This window comes from Virgibacillus oceani (genome assembly GCF_014638995.1).
Classification (GTDB): Bacteria; Bacillota; Bacilli; order Bacillales; family Amphibacillaceae; genus Virgibacillus_E; species Virgibacillus_E oceani.
In genome coordinates, this window is record NZ_BMFR01000002.1 from 279178 (window position 1) to 296051 (window position 16874).

At 39.2% G+C, this 16874-nt stretch carries 17 protein-coding genes; 5 read left to right on the forward strand and 12 right to left on the reverse strand.

Annotation, left to right across the window (positions count from 1 at the left end; all coding sequences use genetic code 11):
• Position 1: 1 nt before the first annotated feature.
• The 12 genes from IEV74_RS04910 to asnB all read right to left on the reverse strand — a co-directional run bounded on the left by IEV74_RS04910 (position 2) and on the right by asnB (position 12503).
• Positions 2-832 (reverse strand): MIP/aquaporin family protein, encoded by an 831-nt coding sequence (locus IEV74_RS04910; protein ID WP_188454220.1) that lies wholly within the window; start codon positions 830-832, stop codon positions 2-4.
• A gap of 150 nt (positions 833-982) precedes the next feature.
• Positions 983-1300, reverse strand: coding sequence for a glycerol-3-phosphate responsive antiterminator (locus IEV74_RS04915; RefSeq protein WP_229683065.1), 318 nt, complete (start codon positions 1298-1300; stop codon positions 983-985).
• A 353-nt stretch (positions 1301-1653) separates the two neighbouring features.
• Positions 1654-2871, reverse strand: coding sequence for a formaldehyde dehydrogenase, glutathione-independent (fdhA, locus tag IEV74_RS04920; RefSeq protein ID WP_188454221.1), 1218 nt, complete (start codon positions 2869-2871; stop codon positions 1654-1656).
• A 113-nt stretch (positions 2872-2984) separates the two neighbouring features.
• On the reverse strand, positions 2985-3599 hold the full coding sequence (locus IEV74_RS04925; RefSeq protein WP_188454222.1) for a hypothetical protein: 615 nt from the start codon (positions 3597-3599) through the stop codon (positions 2985-2987).
• A gap of 14 nt (positions 3600-3613) precedes the next feature.
• Positions 3614-4564 carry a dipeptidase gene (locus IEV74_RS04930; protein ID WP_188454223.1) on the reverse strand — a complete coding sequence of 317 codons (951 nt, stop codon included), beginning with the start codon at positions 4562-4564 and terminating at the stop codon, positions 3614-3616.
• Complete coding sequence (locus IEV74_RS04935) at positions 4551-5282, reverse strand: gamma-glutamyl-gamma-aminobutyrate hydrolase family protein (RefSeq protein WP_188454311.1); 732 nt, start codon at positions 5280-5282, stop codon at positions 4551-4553. The genes IEV74_RS04930 and IEV74_RS04935 overlap by 14 nt, the downstream gene beginning before the upstream one ends.
• Before the next feature lie 5 nt (positions 5283-5287).
• Positions 5288-6250, reverse strand: a complete 963-nt coding sequence (locus IEV74_RS04940; protein WP_188454224.1) for a threonine ammonia-lyase — start codon at positions 6248-6250, stop codon at positions 5288-5290.
• A gap of 76 nt (positions 6251-6326) precedes the next feature.
• Positions 6327-7076, reverse strand: a complete 750-nt coding sequence (locus tag IEV74_RS04945; RefSeq protein ID WP_188454225.1) for an alpha/beta hydrolase — start codon at positions 7074-7076, stop codon at positions 6327-6329.
• Between the two features lie 128 nt (positions 7077-7204).
• Entirely contained in the window at positions 7205-8818 is a 1614-nt protein-coding gene (locus IEV74_RS04950) for an FMN-binding glutamate synthase family protein (RefSeq protein WP_188454226.1), read from the reverse strand.
• Positions 8819-8988: 170 nt separating this feature from the next.
• A complete protein-coding gene (locus tag IEV74_RS04955; RefSeq protein ID WP_188454227.1) occupies positions 8989-9192 on the reverse strand; it encodes an alpha/beta-type small acid-soluble spore protein in 204 nt (67 codons plus the stop codon).
• 479 nt (positions 9193-9671) lie between these two features.
• A complete protein-coding gene (locus IEV74_RS04960; RefSeq protein WP_188454228.1) occupies positions 9672-10526 on the reverse strand; it encodes a chemotaxis protein in 855 nt (284 codons plus the stop codon).
• 129 nt (positions 10527-10655) lie between these two features.
• Positions 10656-12503, reverse strand: coding sequence for an asparagine synthase (glutamine-hydrolyzing) (asnB, locus tag IEV74_RS04965; protein WP_188454229.1), 1848 nt, complete (start codon positions 12501-12503; stop codon positions 10656-10658).
• Between the two features lie 406 nt (positions 12504-12909).
• Here asnB and rfbA point away from each other — a divergent pair, with 406 nt between their 5' ends.
• Genes rfbA through IEV74_RS04990 form a run of 5 tightly spaced genes read left to right on the forward strand, consistent with a single transcriptional unit; the run spans position 12910 to position 16866 of the window.
• Complete coding sequence (gene rfbA / locus IEV74_RS04970; protein ID WP_188454230.1) at positions 12910-13842, forward strand: glucose-1-phosphate thymidylyltransferase RfbA; 933 nt, start codon at positions 12910-12912, stop codon at positions 13840-13842.
• Positions 13835-14869 (forward strand): dTDP-glucose 4,6-dehydratase, encoded by a 1035-nt coding sequence (rfbB, locus tag IEV74_RS04975; RefSeq protein ID WP_188454231.1) that lies wholly within the window; start codon positions 13835-13837, stop codon positions 14867-14869. Before rfbA ends, rfbB begins: the two co-directional genes overlap by 8 nt.
• A complete protein-coding gene (locus IEV74_RS04980) occupies positions 14848-15807 on the forward strand; it encodes a glycosyltransferase family 2 protein (protein WP_188454232.1) in 960 nt (319 codons plus the stop codon). The genes rfbB and IEV74_RS04980 overlap by 22 nt, the downstream gene beginning before the upstream one ends.
• Positions 15785-16501 carry an N-acetyltransferase gene (locus IEV74_RS04985; RefSeq protein WP_229683066.1) on the forward strand — a complete coding sequence of 239 codons (717 nt, stop codon included), beginning with the start codon at positions 15785-15787 and terminating at the stop codon, positions 16499-16501. Before IEV74_RS04980 ends, IEV74_RS04985 begins: the two co-directional genes overlap by 23 nt.
• Entirely contained in the window at positions 16501-16866 is a 366-nt protein-coding gene (locus tag IEV74_RS04990) for an EamA family transporter (protein WP_188454233.1), read from the forward strand. Before IEV74_RS04985 ends, IEV74_RS04990 begins: the two co-directional genes overlap by 1 nt.
• Positions 16867-16874 lie beyond the last annotated feature (8 nt).

Sequence of the window (16874 nt, forward strand, 5' to 3'; positions counted from 1 at the left end):
TTTAGCTTATTTTTTCTTCTACCTGATCGGCTACCGTTTCGCCTTTTTTTAGCTCGGCACTAGCGGCACCAATTACAATAACAGCTACTACAATACTTAATACCCAGAATAGCACAGAAAATTCACCCAAAAACATTGCTTGATAGAATACTGCACCATAGACACCTCCAAGAATCGGTCCGAGAACCGGGATCCAAGCATAACTCCAGTCAGATCCTCCCTTGCCCGGAATCGGCAATAGTGCATGAGCAATTCTTGGTCCAAGGTCACGGGCTGGGTTTATTGCATATCCAGTCGCTCCCCCAAGTGACATACCAATTGCAATTATTAATGCACCAACAATCAACGGATTTAGTCCCTCAGTAAATTCATTGGCACCAATAAACATCAGACCTAACAACAGAACAAATGTACCAATCATTTCACTAACAAGGTTGGAAAAAGGACTGCGGACTGCGGGATCAGTTGAAAATACGCCTAATTTAGCTGCTTGATCCTTTGTTTCCTTCCAATGCGGCAAATAATTTAAAAATACAATACAGGCACCAATAAAGGCACCAATCATTTGAGCACTAATATACATTGGCACTTTCGACCATGGAAATTCACCAGCTGCCGCAAACCCCAAAGTCACTGCAGGATTAATGTGTGCACCTGTAAAATTGCCAACAGCATATACCCCCATCGTAACCGCTAGCCCCCAGCCGATCGTAATAACTACCCAGCCGGAATCCTCTGCCTTCGATTTTTTTAATACAACGCCACCAACTACACCTCCACCAAAAATTATTAGAATCATTGTACCAATCAATTCCGCTAAAAACTCTGACATGTACTGCACCCCTCTTTATTTAAATTTGTGAACCTACACTTTTATCAAGAAAAATTGATGGATAAGAAAAAAGACCCACACTTCAATAAACGCACTTTACCTAAGGCACGTACTATTGCAATGTGGGTCTCCGAATCTCAACCACGAAAATTAACTTGTTCTAATAATATAAACCATAATGAAAACGTTGTCAATGGTTGTACAATATATTACCATAGCTCTGCTCCGAGAAGTGGTTACCGCTATAGCACCACCGACAATTGCGTATTGAACCTCCTGTATTGTATGAACAAGTCCACCTGCAATAACTGGAATAGTTGCCCTTTCATAAATTTCTTCAAATAGTTTAGGAACAATCCCCGGCAAAACTTCTATTAACATTATTGATAATTGCAATATTTTTATCCAAAGCACGCGAATCCAGTGCAATAATCGCTGAATCGCTATTAGATTATTCCTCTTCCCCAATGCTATTATAATTAACCCTGAATTCCATTTAACACTGATATTGGGTATCACTTTTTGATTAAAACCGTATTGAATTTGTCCAAAATGGTATATTAATCTTTATGAATTTAGGGCTATGATTATTACTAAGTAGGATAAATAAAAATGTCCCTATTTGTGGACTTTATTATCTGCTCTCCTGCCAATGTTTCCGTATTTACGGGCTGCTAGTATGAAGATATATAATTTTTTTATTCCCGCCATTTTGGTGATTACATCGCAGTCTAGTCTTTTATGTAAAAATAAACATTTTAAATGCAGCAAAACTAAAACCAAAAAGTGCTTGGGAATGCCCAAGCACTTTTTTTATGCGATTAACTTCTTACCATGCCATGGGGATCAATTACAAACTTTTTCGATGCGCCGCCATCAAATTCCTGATAGCCTGCCGGAGCTTGATCAAGTGAAATAAGTGTAGCGTTAACAGCCTTAGCTATTTGAGCTCGACCGCTTAAAATAGAATTCATTAGATCTCGGTGGTATTTCATAACTGGAGTTTGTCCAGTTACAAAGGTATGAGCTTTTGCCCATCCTAGACCAAGACGGATTTTAAGCGTTCCTTCCTTTGCGTCCTCATCAATAGCTCCAGGGTCCCCTGTCACATACAGACCCGGAATTCCCAATCTTCCACCTGCCCTAGTTGCCGTCATAATCGAGTTCAATACCGTGGCAGGTGCTTCTCCAGCACCTTCTCCATGGCCGCTAGCCTCAAATCCAACGGCATCAACTGCGCAATCGACTTCTGGCACTCCTAAAATTTGTTCAATTTGCTCCCCTAGATCAGCATGTTTGCGTAAGTTAACCGTTTCACAACCAAAACTTCTTGCTTGTGCTAGACGTTCCTCATTTAAATCACCAACGATAACAACGGATGCACCCAATAATTGAGCTGAGTGGGCAGCGGCTAATCCAACAGGTCCCGCCCCTGCAACATACACAGTTGATCCCGGTTTTACCCCTGCACTGACCGCACCATGATATCCAGTTGGGAAAATATCGGAAAGCATAGTCAGATCAAGAATCTTTTCCATCGCTTGGTCTTTATCAGGAAACTTTAAAAGCTGGAAATCAGCATATGGCACCATGACATATTCAGACTGTCCACCGACCCAGCCTCCCATGTCTACATAGCCATATGCGGACCCAGGTCGATCGGGATTTACATTTTCACAAATATGAGTGTCCTGATTTTTACAGCTTCTGCATCGGCCACAAGCAATGTTGAATGGAACTGATACTAAATCACCTTTTTGGATAAATTCTACATCACTGCCAACTTCAATAACCTCACCAGTGATTTCATGACCTAACACTAACCCACTTGGTGCTGTCGTTCGTCCTCTAACCATATGCTGGTCACTGCCGCAAATGTTCGTTGTAACAACCTTAACAATGACCCCATGGTTGCATTTCCTTCCAACATTCAGCGGATTTACACCAGGTCCATCCCGAAGCACCAGGTCAGGATAATGAATATCCCGAACTGCCACTTCACCTGGTTTGACATACACTACTCCACGATTACCAGCCATACCGAACCACTCCCTTTTATTGTAATAGTTTGTATATAATACAAGCCGTTACCATTCTATGATAGAAGCAGGAAAATATGACTACAAACGAAAGAGTAGTAATTTCTATCATTTTATCCAAACGTATAATTGAATAGCTTTTCCCTGGAAAAATGGCCCTTTATCCCCCTTTTTCCATAAAAGTAATCGATAATTTCTGAATGACCTAAACCTAGTTCCAAAAGCCCGTTTGCTATAGTAGATAAATAGGCAGACGATGGTTTATTATAAAGATATTTATCCATAGGGGCGTTACTTGTAAACGTGAACATTGGATACCCTTCTTTATCACCTAAATAGATAATTCTTCCGTACCAGCCATCTGTTATTTGCTGGTAGCCCCTTGCTATGACGCTGCTAAAGTTTATTCGTAATTTACGTTTATTGTTTTCCTGGGAAACAACTTCTGAAAATTGCTCATCAGTAATTAAGAACATTCGCCCAATAGTTGTTTCATATACATTCTGATCGTGTCCAATAAATGCAACTCCACCAATACCCCATTTACTCTGTTCCTTAGCAAAATAGAGCGGATAAGGAATAGCAGCTTTTCTGCTGGCTTTTGGTGGTGTTTTATCATGACATCCAGTCTCCCTTTGATCCGATCCAAGTGGTCTATCCCCATTGATATAGCACATAAACCGATCCTCACAGAGGTTGGAACCATAACTCACGTACCAAACATCCACCTTAATTCCCCTTCCTATTGTGGCCTGTGATCTAAAAAGTTTTGATACGCAAAACCTTTCACTTCATTCTCAGAATAATAGTTTAGCAGTTCATCTATTAGATTTTGATAGTGTGACGCATTCTCCAGTCCTTCTGTGAAGCTTGTGATCCCATCAAAATCAGAACCAAAACCTATGCGACTGACTCCACCAAGTGAACATAAATGGTCAATATGTTTAATAAGATCGGCAATAGTTGTCTTTTCTAAGTCTCCCTTAATGAATGGCGGCCAAAATACAATGTGAACAAGGCCATTATTTTGAAACATACTTTTTATTTGATCATCATAAAGGTTTCGCGGATGATCACAAATTGCACGCGTATTTGAATGACTAGCGATCGGATAATCTGCTAGTTCAATTATGTCCCAGAACCCTTTTACCGTTGAATGGGATACATCCGTGAAAACACGGTTCTCATTATTTAGCTTTACCACTTCTTTACCAAGCAATGTCAACCCTCCGCCACGCGGTTCTTCCGCGCCATCTGCACAAAGATTTGCATTGTTCCATGTTAAGCCAATTGAAAGTACACCGAGTCTATAAAGATGACGTAATTTGACAAGATCATTTCCAAACGCATCAGCACCTTCCAAAGTTAGAACTGCACCAATTTCACCGTCGGCTAAGCAATCAAAGTCCTCCCATTGTTTAATGTGTTTCATTTCGGGATTTTTCCCTAGAATTTCGCTATAAAATAAATCAATTTGCTCCAATGCATGCTGCCATTTTTCATCTGAAGGTACATCAGGATGAATAAAAATTGCAAAAAACTGTGCCACAACACCGCCCTTTTTTAAACGGTATAAATTACTGTTTAATTGTTTGGAACTTTTGAAACTTAATGGTTCCCTATCGTACATTATTCCTCTTTTTGCCGTTTGCAGTTTTAGTAGAACATCACAATGTGTGTCAATTATTTTCACCTGAAAACTCTCCCTTTTGCTTACATGATGTAATGAATCCTTGAAAAATCTTCTGTGAGTCTTTATCATCAATCATGCTTTCTGGATGCCATTGAAGACCAAGAACAAATGGCAGATCTATACTCTCAATCGCTTCAATGATCCCGTCGTTTGCCTTTCCGCTAATTTGAAAGGAATCTGCTACAGCACGATTCGCTTGATGATGACGGCTATTAACTTTTAACGTTTCTTTGCCAATTAAATGATGGAGAAGACTTCCCTTACACACATTGACGAGGTGTGATCCATGCGTTGATGGAGCATTTTGATTGTGCTGCAATAACTCATGATGAATCTGCGCATAAATATCCTGATACATATCCCCGCCAGCAGCAATATTTAAAATCTGGCAGCCGCGGCAAACTGCGAGTACCGGCTTACCCAATTCAAACATCTTTTGTATCAAGGGAATCTCAAATGCGTCGCGTGACGGTATAATCGTACCAAGGTTTGGATGTGGTTCCTCAGTAAAATATGTGGGATCAATGTCATATCCACCAGTTAAATATAATCCATCAATTGTAGACGCCAATTGGCCAACATCTTCATCTGCCAGCAAATACGGAAGCATAACCGGCATTCCTCCTGCCCCGGCAATAGCATTTATATTATCCTTGTTAATCATATAATTCGTTTCATCCAATTCCATTGATGACGTAATTCCAATAAGCGGCTTCAAATCTTTCACCCCATATCCTTTTCAGGAAAATTCTTATATAGCTTTCGAATATCAACATTTCCACCTGAAAGAACGCAGGCCACCTTTTTATCCGATATTCCCAATTTATTAAACATGGCAGCTGCAACGGTCACAGCACTGGAAGGTTCAATTAATTGTTTCATCCGCTCCAATACAAAAAACAATGCATGCCGGATCTCCTCTTCACTTACTAGCATGATATCATCCACATATCTATTGATTATCGGAAATGTCATATCCCCAGGCTGATTCACCCGCAGCCCATCCGCAATCGTAGCAGTACCAGATATCGAAGTAATCCTGCCGCTCTCTAATGAAAGGTATGTGTCATTCGCCATTTCCGGTTCCACGCCGATTACTTTAACGTTTGGTTTCGTTTCCTTTATCGCGGTAAGTATTCCGGAAATTAAACCGCCCCCACCTATAGGGACGACAACAACGTCTACATCTTCTATTTGTTCAAGTATTTCCAAGCCGACGGTTCCCTGACCCGCAATAATATACGGATCATCATATGGTGGAATAAAGACACCATTTTTCAGTTTTGCCAGTTCATTCGCTCTTGGCAAACGTTCAGCTGATGTTGTACCGCATTTTTCGATATTTCCATTGTAGCCTTTTATTGCATTTAGTTTACTAACAGTCACATCCTCAGGGACTACAATTGTTGCAGGAACTCCAAGAATATTCGCTATATATGCCACTGCCTGACCGTGATTTCCAGATGAAGCAGCGGTTACAAAAGAAGCACCTTCCCTTACTGTCTGCTTCACCTTATTCGTTGCACCCCTAATTTTGAAAGAACCAGTCTTCTGTACATGCTCGCCCTTTAAAAAAATCGAGTTGCCGCAAATAGAAGAAAGCTGATTGGAACTGATTATTGGTGTTTCATTAATAATGGCTTTGATTTGCTCACGTGCTTCATAAACCTGTTTAATTGTCACCATATGATCTACTCCTTATTTTGATCGATGAAAAAGAGCGTGAACCAAAAATCCATCCACAGCTCTTCCACATAATATGTTATAGTCGTTTTATAAATTCAATGCATTTTTCAGCAATTAATTCCTTATCATTGTCCAGTGTAGCAACATGATAGCTGTTTTCAAGTACAATAATAGAACGATCTTCTGATGAAATAGTTTGATAGATTTCCTGTGAATTTTCCGGTGGTACAACGTGATCAACGGGCGACGAGAAAATTAAGGCAGGAGTATTTATTTTATCCAGATTTACCCGTACCTGTTCTGAAAGAGTTATAATCTCTCCCATTGATTTTACCGGTGTTTTGGGATAAGCAAGTTCTTTGACACCTTCTTTTTTAATATCCGAACCAATCCCATCTACAAATCTAGTATCTGTGGAAGCAAGTGCTGCATACGTTTCGATTAACTCTGGCATATTTATAGCAGCATTAATCGGCATAATACCTTTTATTTTGGGGTAATTTTCCGCTAAATACAGTGTTAGTGTTCCACCCATTGATAATCCAGCAACATAAATTTCCGAACAAGTTTCTTTTAATTTTTTCAATCCATTTTCAACCGTTTGAATCCAATCCTGATATTTTGCATTTTCCATATCTTCCGGAGTGGTACCATGACCTGTCAGTCTTGGTCCATAAACCGTTAGACCAGCTTCAGCTAATTGTTCGCCAAGAAACCGCATACTTTGTGTTGTTCCTGTAAATCCATGTATGACTAGAACTCCTGTCTTATTTCCCGTAAAATAAAACTCTTTAGCATCTTCCATTACCTGAAAAGTTTCAGCCATTGTATTTCCTCCTTCACACTATCGAAATTCATATTTTAAATTTCAGATAATTATATATTAACATATTCTTCACTTAATATAATATAATTAGGGCTAAGCAACATAACCATTACTCAGCCCTTCGTTTATTAAGCATTCGCCGAACCTTCTCCACCCTGCTCAATCATTGTCTGATAAATATCATCAAGCGACCATGTTTTTCCTTTTTCATCTTTATAAACTACGTGTTCCCTCTTAAAATGCACTGGAGAGTCTAACCCAGCAGCTGCCGCTAGACGAAACAACCCCTTACGCATGGTAATCACGTAATTAGCCGTGCGGTATTTTTTCTCATTGATTACGAGCGCTTTTTGCAGCTCGGGATCTGTTGTTGCAACACCGACAGGACACGCATTTGACGAACATTTAAGTGTTTGGATACACCCCACAGTAATCATAAAACCACGCGCGATATTAACGAGGTCAGCTCCCATTGCCAGGGCTATAGCAACCCTGTCAGGGGAAAATAACTTCCCTGAGGCTATAATTTTTACTGTATCTCGTACTCCATATTTTTTTAAAGCATTATCCACCAACGGTAATGCAGATTTTATAGGTAGTCCAACACTGTCAACCAGCTCCTGGTATGAGGCACCTGTACCACCTTCTCCACCATCAACCGTAATAAAATCCGGCCCTTTACCCGTATCTCTGATATTTTTCGCAAGCTCATCCGCCTCCGAATGACTCCCAATTACAATTTTCATTCCAACTGGTTTTCCAGTATGTTCCCGGATTCGTCCTATGAAATCAAATAGTGATGGAAAATCGTCAAATTCCGGAAAGCGGTTTGGACTATCAACCGATTTAAAAGGTTCAACCATCCGGATTCTTGCAATTTCCTCTGTAACTTTTTCACCATCAAGGTGTCCTCCACGCGTTTTCGCACCTTGAGCTAATTTCACTTCAAAGGCTTTCAATTGCGGTATTTTACTCTTTTCTAACAGTTCGTCCCAGTTAAAGTTTCCTTCACGGTCCCTGACACCGAACATCGCCGGTCCAATTTGCATGATGATATCGACCCCGCCTTTTAAATGGTAATCAGATAATCCACCCTCACCCGTATTCATCCACGTTCCTTTAGCAATCCCTAATCCTTCTGACAATGCAGTAATTGCACGGTCACCCAACGACCCATAACTCATGGCAGACATACCTATTTGCCCTCTTGCACGAAATGGATATTTACATTTTTCTCCTACTACGATTGCATCTTCTTCTTTCAGTAAATATACGGGAGACTCATGCTCTTCCCAATATTCCTTCCGCTGCGTGAATAAGGGGTCCTTAACAAGCAAATAGCGATTGGTTGTCGCCTTTACCTCTTTATCCATATTCAATTCTTCGGTTAATTTTGGAAACATTGAATTTCTTATATAATATCCCGGTTCTTCAAAATCACGCTCCGAACCAAACCCAAAAACATCACGCTTATATTTTGCCTTTTTCACAATATGTGTATAATCGTAGCGCGAGAAAGGCTTTCCCTCTAGATCACTGCTGAAAAAATACTGACGTAGCTCCGGACCGATTTTTTCAAAAAAGTATCGTGCTCTCCCCACTACAGGATAATTACGGAGTACTGGATGCTGCTTTTGTGTGCGATCAACAAAAAATATATATCCAACAATACTTATTAGTATAAGAACCACAAGGACAACAGCGATAAAACCAATAATAATAAATATATCTGCCACATTCATCTTCTAGTCCCACCTTTATAAATAACTATATAAATAATTATATAAAGTTAGGATGTATCGTTAGCAAAAAACTATCCATTTTATTGCATCGATTGATCTGTACAAGTTTTTTTACAGTTTTCATACTTACAAAAAAAGGAACCCTTTAAAAGAGTTCCTTTTTCCGTATGCTATTTGTTTCCATTCTGCATACTTGATTCGGCGATTTTGATCATTCGTTTGACCATTTCGCCCCCCACCGATCCGTTTTCGCGTGCTGTAGTGTCTGCCCCTGGCTGAACACCGAATTCATTTGCAATTTCTTCTTTCATGTTATCCATTGCATTTTTCGCACCAGGCACTAACAATTTGTTGCTATTATTGTTTTCAGCCATAACCGATCACTCCATAGCGGGAATTTGAACAGTTAAAATCTGTTCTTCACTTAGGTTATGAACACTAACCTTCTTTACACCTGTAAAATAATGACACAGGCTATTTCCACAAATTTTGTTGCCCTTATGCTGACAAGTTTCCGTAGACTGCGACGTAATGAAATGCTTAGAATATCGTTTCGGAAATACACTAATGTGATATTTTATAACTTCATACGTTTATAGGGATGAGGAAATAAAAAAAGCATATTCATTCCTACTAGCAGCCCGTATACACGGAGACTCCTGTGGGAGATGAGGCATCGGTGAGACCCCGGAGCGCGTCAGCGTGAGGAGGCTCATCAGCCGCCCACGGAAAGCGGAGTGTATACGGGCTGCGGGGTCAAAGAGCAACATAAAATGCAAAATTTACCTCGCAGTTTACGTCTGCTGCGAACAATCAATAAACTTTTTTGTAAACAGCATTACACAATGTAACATCAGCTATTAATTTCATCCCAGGTTCTTATCAAACCATCAACAATTGGTTCAATGACATCATTATCAGAACTATATTTAATATGGGAGAGCGGATTCCAGCTCGTCAATAAACCGCCGGCGTTCACCGCTACATCATCAGTCACATGCGTTTGAAAAATATCATTCAAGGCTTTAAGCGGAAACGAAAGGACATCATCCTTATCGTAGAAATTTAACCACTCACCTTTTAAATTTGGGTAATAGTTGTTCAATAATGGTGAAGGGACACTTATTGGCGAGCCAAAATCAATATAACGGAGCGACCACAATGCCATAGGACTTCCCATTGTATAGAAAAGTGTTAATGTGTCTCCTTTTTCTAATGGTGTATCTTCAACAATATTTTTCGTGAGATCACCTAAGCTTCCCTGCCGATACTGCATATCAAAAAAATAATTACTTGCAATTATGGAGCCGAGACTATGGCTGATCACACATAACGGGGCTTTTGATCCTGCTTTTTTCTTTAACCTTCTGAGAGATTCTGCAAAAAAAGAATGGACCTTATCATAATTCTGATTACCTATTGTTGTCGGCTGATATGCAATTGCATCTGCAAGAAATTCAATCGCAAATCGCCGTAAATAAGTGAAATCCAATTCCGCATTCCGCTGTACTCTCTCCCATAGTTCCTCTTGTTCGCGTTCAAAAATAGATGACCAGAATACAGGTTCAAATACCAATGACTGTTCGGTATTTTTCGTGTGCAATTTTTCAGCAAAACGTTTCGATATTGATTGAATCATTTCTTCTGCAAAATTTTCTTTTGGTGTACCTGCGCCGTGAAGTATCGCAATAGCAAGCTTCTGGGTCATGCGCTCACTCCTCAGGATATAATTGACCTTGATTTGAAGAAGACTTTATAATTAGGTTAATCGTACGCTAATTCGAGGATTAATTTAATGGAGATTTTGACCTATTTATTTGTTTTATTATTATTTTCGTTAGTCCCGAACCGTTACATTATACTTTCTCATCCAGTAATCAATCTGGCATAAATGGGCAATGAGCTGTGGTCCTTTCATTAACTGGCCATACCATGGATCCTTAAATTCCTTCCCTTCATTTCTTACAATTTCCCCTACTTTATCGCGATTCAAAAATTCAAATAGGGGTGCATTTTTGTCTGCTAATATTTCGTTCATCCACTTTACTGTCTCTCTCGTATACATTGGCTGAAACGTTTTCGGGTAAGGACTCTTTTTGCGATATAAAATTTCATCTGGCAGCATTCCTTCTAATGCTTTTCGTAATATACCTTTTTCCCTGCCATGCAACGTTTTGATGTCCCATGGTACGTTCCAGACGTATTCAACTAATTTATGATCGGCAAATGGAACCCTTACTTCTAGACTAGCCCCCATACTCATCCGGTCCTTACGATCTAACAATTGAGCCATAAACCAATGCATATTTAAATAAAAAAGTTCACGCCTGCGTGCATCCTTCTCGTTTTCACCATCTAAACGGGGAGTTTCATTAATTGTTTCCTGATAACGATCATGTACATATTCTTTTAAATTTAATTTCTTTTGCCACTCCGGATGAAGCAAATTAATTCTTGATTCCAATGATGTCACCCAGGGAAAATCATTATCCTTTGCTTTAGGCGGGTCATGAAACCATGGATATCCGCCAAATATTTCATCGGCACATTCGCCTGACAAGCTAACTGTCGTATGCTGCTTAATTTGCCGGCAAAACCATAATAGCGAGGAATCAATATCGGCCATTCCAGGCTGATCACGTAATTCAACCGCTTCTCTTAAAAAATGTGCTAAGTCTTCTCCAGATATAACTTCATCATGATGATCAGTCGAAAAGCTGCTTACCATCTTCTGAATCCAGGGTTTGTCGCTGGAAGGCTGAAACTTGCTCACTTCAAAATGTTGATCATTTCCCTCATAATCGATTGAAAAAGTAGCAAGCGAACCCTTACCATTCGCTTTGAAATAGTCAGCTGCAATTGCAGTAATGGCACTCGAATCCAATCCCCCAGATAAAAACGTTGATACTGGTACATCCGCAACTAATTGCCTTTTAACAGCATCAACAAATAACTCTCTTACCTTTTCTGATGTTTCTTCAATAGAATCATGATGCTCTTTACTTTGAACATTCCAGTATCTCCAAACATTTAAACCATTTTTGGAAAAAGTTAAGGAATGTCCTGCTCTCAATTCTTTAACACCCCTAAATAATCCGTGACCAGGTGTCCGTGATGGACCTAATCCAAATATTTCTGAAAGTCCATCACGATCAACCTCTGATCTCACAGTAGGATGTGCCAGTATCGCTTTTAATTCAGACCCGAAAATAAAGCATCCCGATTCTTCCAAAAAAAATAGCGGCTTTACACCTAGTCGATCGCGAGACATAAATAGTTGTTCTTTACCATCATCCCAAACACCAAATGCATATATTCCATTTAAATAATCAACACATTGCTCTTTCCATTCGATATAAGCGGTTAATAAAACTTCAGTATCTGATGATGTTCTAAATGAATACCCTCTATTACGTAATTCACTTCTTAATTCCTCTGTGTTGTAAAGTTCACCATTATAAACAAGTGTGTACGTAATGCCATTCTTTTCCTTCAACATCGGCTGCTTACCGCCGTCAAGATCAACAACTGCAAGTCTTTTGTGTCCAAAGCAAACATGTTGATCAAACCAAAGCTGTGAATCATCTGGTCCTCGCAATGTCAATGTATCCGTCATTCCCTGTAATGCAGTTCGTTCAGCCCTAACGTCTTTCTGCCAATTAACCATACCTGTGATTCCACACAAAGTGTTTCATCCTCCCTTGGAAAATATTAAACCGTTTTTTACTTGGTCATTGTATGCGCTTGGATGTTGGAATATTCCAGAATAACAACTTATGAATATATGAATAAAGAATATTTTTTATGCGTATAATTCTTAGTTCTCGCAGTTTATGTAATTTGTATAATGAATGGTAAATGCTGATAACAATCAGTAAAGACATTACATCCAGCAAATACGATAATGAATTATTTCTGGAATATAAAGGAATATTAATTATTAAAAGTGAAATTAATAAATTTATCAGGGAAATATGAACTTAATATCTTGATAACACAAATGAAAAGAAATTGTAAGATTATTTTCACCAATTTGGGTAATAGCGTTATAAATGAAGTTTACCAAATAATTAGGTCCAGGAGTGGTATTCATGAAGGGCATTATTCTTGCCGGCGGTAGCGGCAGCAGATTATCCCCAAGTACAAACAGCATCAACAAACATCTGTTAGCAGTTTATGATAAACCAATGATTTACTATCCATTATCTGTTTTAATGCTAGGCGGAATGAAGGAAATTATGATTATCAGCACACCGTATGACAGACCAAGATTTGAGGAATTGCTTGGCGATGGATCAGCTTTTGGAATTTCACTTACCTATAAGGAGCAGTCAGAGCCAAATGGGATTCCAGAGGCATTTATTATCGCGGAAGACTTTATTGGAAATGATGATGTCACACTAATTCTTGGCGACAATATCTTTTATGGGCAAGGCTTCACAACTCTGTTAAGGAAGGCAATAAAAAATCATCACTATGCTACTGTATTTGGTTATCGGGTTAAGGACCCTGAACGTTTCGGAGTAGTAGAGTTCGATCATCTTAAGAAGGTAATATCGTTAGAGGAAAAGCCAGAAGAACCGAAATCCGACTTTGCTGTGACGGGATTATACATTTATGACAATCGATGTATTGACTTCGCAAGAAAACTCAGTTTTTCCAAACGAGGTGAACTTGAAATTACGGATCTGAACAAGGAATATTTGAAACGCAGTCAATTGGATGTTCAATTGTTGGGCAGAGGGTTCGCCTGGATGGATGCCGGTACACATGAATCTTTATTTGATGCAGCAGAATTTGTAAAAAATATTCAGCAGCGTCAAGGTTTTAAACTTGCTTGTCTTGAGGAAATCTCTTATTACATGGGGTATATCGATAAAGAGACTTTATTCAAAAAAGGAAAATCAATGGAAAAGAATGATTATGGAAAGTACTTGCTGGAAATTGCCGACCGGAAACATACACAGCAGTATTGGGAAGCTATTGACCGCAATCCGATGTTAGGACTGGTAGAAAATGAATAACCGACAGCCAACACTCCTTGTAACCGGTGGTGCAGGATTTATCGGTTCAAATTTTATCACATATTTTTTGAATAAGTATCCGGAACAGCAGCTAATAAATTTTGATAAACTCACATATGCAGGATTGACAAACAATCTCAATGAGGTGGAAAATCTTGATACCTATCACTTTATTAAAGGTGATATTGCAGATGAAAAAGCAGTTAATGAGGTTTTCACAAGCTTTGATATCTTGGGAGTTATAAATTTTGCCGCTGAATCTCACGTTGACAGGTCTATCCAAAACCCAAAAGCATTTATTGAAACAAATGTGTTAGGTACGAATGTTCTTCTTCAGGCAGCAAGGAATACTTGGGAAAAACAAGGCGTGCTGACAAATAGACGATTTCACCAAATATCAACTGATGAGATCTATGGGTCCTTAGGTGCAACGGGGAAATTTCACGAATATACGTTATATGACCCTCGCAACCCATACAGTGCATCAAAAGCTGGTGCCAATTTGCTAGTGAAGAGCTTTGGCCATACGTATGGAATGGATGTTGTTATCTCTAGCAGTTCAAATAATTTCGGACCAAAACAGCATTCCGAGAAACTCATTCCCACAATAATTTCAAAAGCACTTGAATTGAAGCCAATACCCATTTACGGAGATGGCAAACATATAAGGGATTGGCTTTATGTTATGGACCATTGCCGTGCATTGGAGCTCATCTTTCATCATGGGAAAACCCTTGAGACGTATAATATTGGCGGTGGCAATGAACGGACAAATGTTGAACTTGCAATGGAAGTTTGTGAAATACTCGATTTATTAAAACCGGAAATCAAATCAGAAGTTGCAATTGAAAGTTTTAAGGATTTAATTACATTTACCGTGGATCGCCAAGGTCATGATAGGAGATATGCCGTTGATGACACAAAATTAAGACAGACATTGGGCTGGAAACCAGATATAACATTTAAGTCAGGACTTTATCAAACAGTAGATTGGTATGCAGAACAATGGAACAACATTACCCTTTAATTTCTGTAGTAGTCCCGGTTTACGGTTGTAATAGCTGTTTGAAAGAGCTTTGCAGCCGTGTTGCAATCACCATTGAAAAAATTCCAGCCCAACTGGAAATAATCTTAGTAAACGATGCAAGTCCAGATAATGCTTGGGAGATAATCAAACAATTAAGTGTGGATGATAAACGAATCAGGGGGATTGACCTTGCCAGGAATTTTGGTCAGCATCACGCGATAACAGCAGGTCTTGATTATGCCGACGGAGACTGGGTCGTTGTAATGGATTGTGATCTTCAGGACCGCCCAGAAGAAATTAGAACATTATATAACAAAGCTCAAGAAGGATATGAAGTTGTTTTTGGCAAACGAATGGAGCGGCAGGACAGCTTGCTGAAACGGAAATCTTCTCAATTCTTTTATCGTGTCTACGATTATTTTGCAGGCAGCAAGTCCGATCACACGATTGCCAATTACAGCATTAGCGCAAAAAAAGTAATTAAGAGCTTTCGCAGAATGAAGGAGCAAAACCGTTTTTTCCCGCTGTTTATCCAATGGATGGGGTTTAATACAGCTACGGTACACGTCGAACACAATGCCAGAAAGACTGGAAAAACGTCTTATAATGTAAAAAAACTGATAAAGCTGGCTACCGATGCAATTATTTCTCAATCCAATAAACCGCTTCGATTATCTATCCAATTTGGCTTTTTAATCGCGTTTGCATCGTTCATTTACGGTGTGTATTTATTTGCACGGTATTTTTTCTTAGCGGAACCTGTTCAAGGCTGGACCAGTGTTATGGTCTCGATTTACTTTATTGGAGGGTTAATATTTTTTAACATTGGTGTCCTTGGATTATATATCGGAAAAGTATTTAACGAAACGAAGGGCAGACCACTTTATCTAATACGAGAGACGACTGATGAAATAAATGAATTTGACAAACGGAGCTGATCATCTAATGACTTATTTAAGACCTACCCCGTGGGATAAGCGGAATTTTAATATCAACACCTATGAAGTCACCTCGTCAGGAGAAGATGCGCTTCAGGAAACAGATAAACACGAAGGGCATTTCACCCTGAAGGTAAACCCATTAGAGAATCCAAAAGAACTATTAGCACACGGTTTTTATTATATGGATACGTTGATTGAACCAGTTTGCAAAAAAGAAAACCTGCGTTACTTTGAGCATGAAAATACCTTCATTTCACAAGAATATAATGCCCAGGAGGTCTTTGACATTGCAGAGGAAGCATTCATGCATGGCCGATTTCATCGCGATTTTCACATAGCTTCATCCTTAGCTGATTTGCGCTATTTAAACTGGGTAAAGGATTTACATGAAAAGGAGCAGCTATTTGGTCTTTATTTCGAGAATAGGTTAGCAGGATTTTATGCTTTTGAAGACGACAAAGTACTGTTACTAGGAATTAAAGAACAATTTCGCAATAAAGGACTTGCCAAAACATTTACAAGTCAAGGATGCAAAGAGCAATTTAAGCTCGGTAACCAAAAATTAAGAACATCCATTTCTGCAGCAAACGTTGCATCCCTGAATCTGTTTTATTCACTTGGGTTTAAATTGACAAATACGATTGATGTATACCATAAATTAACTGGCCCATCGCCATCGGAAGTGCTGTAATGGGGTACGCATATATTTTCGGCACCATCTTTTTTACTGTTTATGGACAATTAATTTTGAAGTGGAAAATTGACAAAGCGGGCAGTCTTCCAGATGGATGGAAGGATAAGCTTGTGTTTCTGCTGCAGCTGCTGCTTGATCCAATCATTTTATCTGGGTTTCTATCGGCATTTGTAGCATCCCTATTTTGGATGGCGGCAATGACTAAATTTAATATCAGTTATGCCTATCCATTTATGAGCCTGTCGTTTGTTCTTGTTTTTTTACTTTCAGTGGTGTTATTTCAGGAACCAGTAACAATTCAGAAGATAGCAGGTTTGTCGCTCATTGTTTTAGGCATAATCGTGACAAGTCAGTCTTTATGAGGTGATAA

Bases quoted from the DNA above. Each gene is read 5' to 3' on its own strand.
- IEV74_RS04910 (WP_188454220.1), bottom strand. From the start codon at position 832: ATGTCAGAGTTTTTAGCGGAATTGATTGGTACAATGATTCTAATAATT.
- fdhA (WP_188454221.1), bottom strand. From the start codon at position 2,871: ATGGCTGGTAATCGTGGAGTAGTGTATGTCAAACCAGGTGAAGTGGCA.
- IEV74_RS04940 (WP_188454224.1), bottom strand. From the start codon at position 6,250: ATGGTGACAATTAAACAGGTTTATGAAGCACGTGAGCAAATCAAAGCC.
- IEV74_RS04945 (WP_188454225.1), bottom strand. From the start codon at position 7,076: ATGGCTGAAACTTTTCAGGTAATGGAAGATGCTAAAGAGTTTTATTTT.
- IEV74_RS04950 (WP_188454226.1), bottom strand. From the start codon at position 8,818: ATGAATGTGGCAGATATATTTATTATTATTGGTTTTATCGCTGTTGTC.
- IEV74_RS04955 (WP_188454227.1), bottom strand. From the start codon at position 9,192: ATGGCTGAAAACAATAATAGCAACAAATTGTTAGTGCCTGGTGCGAAA.
- IEV74_RS04960 (WP_188454228.1), bottom strand. From the start codon at position 10,526: ATGACCCAGAAGCTTGCTATTGCGATACTTCACGGCGCAGGTACACCA.
- rfbA (WP_188454230.1), top strand. From the start codon at position 12,910: ATGAAGGGCATTATTCTTGCCGGCGGTAGCGGCAGCAGATTATCCCCA.
- rfbB (WP_188454231.1), top strand. From the start codon at position 13,835: ATGAATAACCGACAGCCAACACTCCTTGTAACCGGTGGTGCAGGATTT.
- IEV74_RS04980 (WP_188454232.1), top strand. From the start codon at position 14,848: ATGGAACAACATTACCCTTTAATTTCTGTAGTAGTCCCGGTTTACGGT.
- IEV74_RS04985 (WP_229683066.1), top strand. From the start codon at position 15,785: ATGAATTTGACAAACGGAGCTGATCATCTAATGACTTATTTAAGACCT.
- IEV74_RS04990 (WP_188454233.1), top strand. From the start codon at position 16,501: ATGGGGTACGCATATATTTTCGGCACCATCTTTTTTACTGTTTATGGA.